Raw genomic sequence first — 2,855 nt, forward strand, 5'->3', positions numbered from 1 at the left:
GGCCGGTCTCCTCCGCGATCGCGGCGGCCTGTTGCTGGAGCTGCTCGGCGGCGTCGAGCTCACCCATGACGGTGTGGGTGATGCCGTTCATCATGCAGCAGAGGAGGAGCAAGGATCGTGGAGTCGTGCCGATCGGGGCACTCGATGCCGAGCCCACGAGACCGGCACGTGCCGCGGCCAGCATCTTCTCGGCGCTTTGATAGCGGCCGCAGAGAAAATAGGCCTGCCCAAGACCATATTGCGCGAGATTACGCCAGCCGGGATTGCCTGAGCTTTCCGCCAGACGCACGACCTCTTCCCCGATCGCGACAGCTTCGACCGGCGTTCCGTAGAAGTTCTGCGCGCCCGCTCTCACGGTCATGGCCGCGATCTTGCGCCCGATGTCGTCGATTGCATCGGCGCGCCGTTCGGCTTCGCGTCCCAGATCCAGGGCTTCGGCGACGCGCCCCGATCCGGCAAAGGCCAAGCGCGCCTCCATCCGGAGATCGATGGCGTCCGCTTCTCGCGCTTGCGTCACCGGGGTCTTGTCGAGAGACCCCATTGCGATCTCGAAATAGTCGACCGCGTCGGCATAGGCTGAGCGCACCAGACATTTTCGAGCGGCGCTTCTGCCATGGTGAAACGCCTTCTGCCAATCCTTCGCCCTCGTCGCGTGATAGCAGAGCGCGTCCGGCCCGTCGTTCGATGCCTCGTCGTCCTCGAGCGCTGCGAGGATGCTGGCATGGATGCTCTCGCGCACCTTTTCGACCATGGAATCGTAGGTCACCTGCCGGACCATCTCGTGCCGAAATTCGAGCGAGTCCTCCAACTCGCTATCGATCCTGACGAGCAGTTCGGCCCGGTCGAGCGCGGTGAGGCAATCCTGCAGCACGCCTTCCGGCAAGGCCGCGATCTTCCGGAGCAGGGCCTGGTTTGTCCGGGGACCAAACGCCGCGGCGATCTGCAGGAGCGATCGTTCCTGTCGTGACACGCGATCGAGCCGCGCCGCGATCACACCTTGGATGCTGGTGGGAATGCCGAGCTCTTCCACGGGACGCGCAAGAGACAGGTCGCCCCATTGACCGAGGAGCATGCCGCTATCCTTCAGACTGCGGCAGACTTCCTCGATGAACAGCGGAACGTTGGCGGTATGGGAGATGATCCGGTTCTTCAGATCCGCGTTGGTGGTGGCGGGGCCGAGCATTTCGGCGAGCATGGCCAAGCCCGAATCGTCGTCGAGGGGCCGCATGGCCACGATCTCTGCGTGACAGCGCGCAATCCACACCGGCATCCCGTTGGGCCGCGTGGTCAGCAGCACGAGCAAATCGGGACATTGCAGCGCGGAGAGCGTGGCCATGACCGCATCGCTGGCCCGATCGATCCAGTGCAGGTCCTCGATCAGAAGGATCGTGCGCTGACGACGGGCGATGCTCTCGACGATCGCGCAGCTAGCATCTGAAATCGCGCGCCCGCGCGCGTGCGGCTCCAGTTCGTCCCATTGCGGATCGGAGATCGGCAGGTCCAGGACCGCGTCGATGGCTCGCTGCTGCACGGCCGGCAACGCCCCTCTGGGATCATCCGCCCTGGCCTGATCCCTTGCGGCCGACTCGAAGATCGACAGCAACAATCGCTTGAGGGCGCTGTACGGCGCGCCCTGGAGATTCGGACTGCACTCGGCATCGATCAGCCGCCAGCCGCTGGCGCGAAGGTCCTGCGCGAACTCGTGCGCAAGCCGCGACTTTCCGATGCCGGCGTCACCCATGAGCAGAACGGTCTGGCGGCTGGCGCTGACCCTTTCGGCCGCACGCCACAGCAAGGCCCGCTCCGTCGTGCGGTCGACAAATCGGGAAACACTGCGCGCACGCCGGACCCGCCAGCTCGAAAGATCGCTCGCGCCCATGACCCGGTACACAGGCATCGGCTCGCCGAAACCGCGGAGCGTCTTGCGGCCCAGGAATTCGAAGCGGACGTGTCCATCCGCGAGCTTTTGACAGGCCTCAGAGACGTAGACCTGGTTCGCCTCGGCCGCCGCTTCCAGCCGCGCGGCCAGATGCTGGGCCGCCCCGCCGATCTCATAGACCTTGGAGAATTCGCTGGCGACCATGTAGGCGACCACATGGCCCGAGTGGAGCCCGACCCGGACCTGAAGACCGGGATCGCCCAGGCTGCCAACACGCCGGACGAGCTCGATGGCCGCGTGGCAAGCGAGCGGCGCGTGGTTGTCGTCGGCGATCGGGGCACCGAACACGGCGGCCAGCCCGTCTCCCAGCTCCTTGCTGACAATGCCACCGAACTGGCGCACCGCTCCTCTCATCGCCGCGAGAGCCGGCTCGAGGCGCGACACCGCGGCCTCCGGCTCCAGCTCGGCGACAAGTCCTGTGGAATCGACGACGTCGGCGCGCAAAATGGTCACGAACCGCCGTTCGCTGTCGGGCTCAACGCGCTCGCGGACCGCCGCTCCGCATTTGGAGCACCAGCTATCGCCCGGACCGATCGCCGACTGACACGCGAAGCAATGCATTCCAGCGCCTTCAAACGACTGCCTCAGCAGTCTTCGCTACCCGCGCCCGCGAGACATTCGGCTTACATTACCAATAGGGGACTGCATGGCAATTAGGCTTGCGGGATACGCGACCTTACCGGATGGTAGCTCGCTGGACGAAGTACAGTCGTGGGTGGTAGCGTGCCTGCACACAACAAATTGTGTGATCGGCCGCCGCATCGCGCGTATTTGCGGCCACACGCTACGGTTTTTGACAAACAGACATATCGAGGAAAGAGGCGATGGCCGGACTGGTATATAGCGGCAAGGCATTTCGAGACTTGATGAACGCCAATTACTATCCCCTGGCGAACATGAAAAAGAGCGTCGCCAA

At 64.5% G+C, this 2,855-nt stretch carries 1 protein-coding gene; it reads right to left on the minus strand.

The features are described 5' to 3' along the window. On the minus strand, window positions 1-2,500 hold a 2,500-nt coding region (locus IC66_RS0129805; protein ID WP_038950115.1), incomplete at its 3' end, for an ATP-binding protein. Window positions 2,501-2,855 lie beyond the last annotated feature (355 nt).

It is taken from the genome of Bradyrhizobium genomosp. III (assembly GCF_000261705.1).
GTDB lineage: Bacteria > Pseudomonadota > Alphaproteobacteria > Rhizobiales > Xanthobacteraceae > Bradyrhizobium > Bradyrhizobium ottawaense.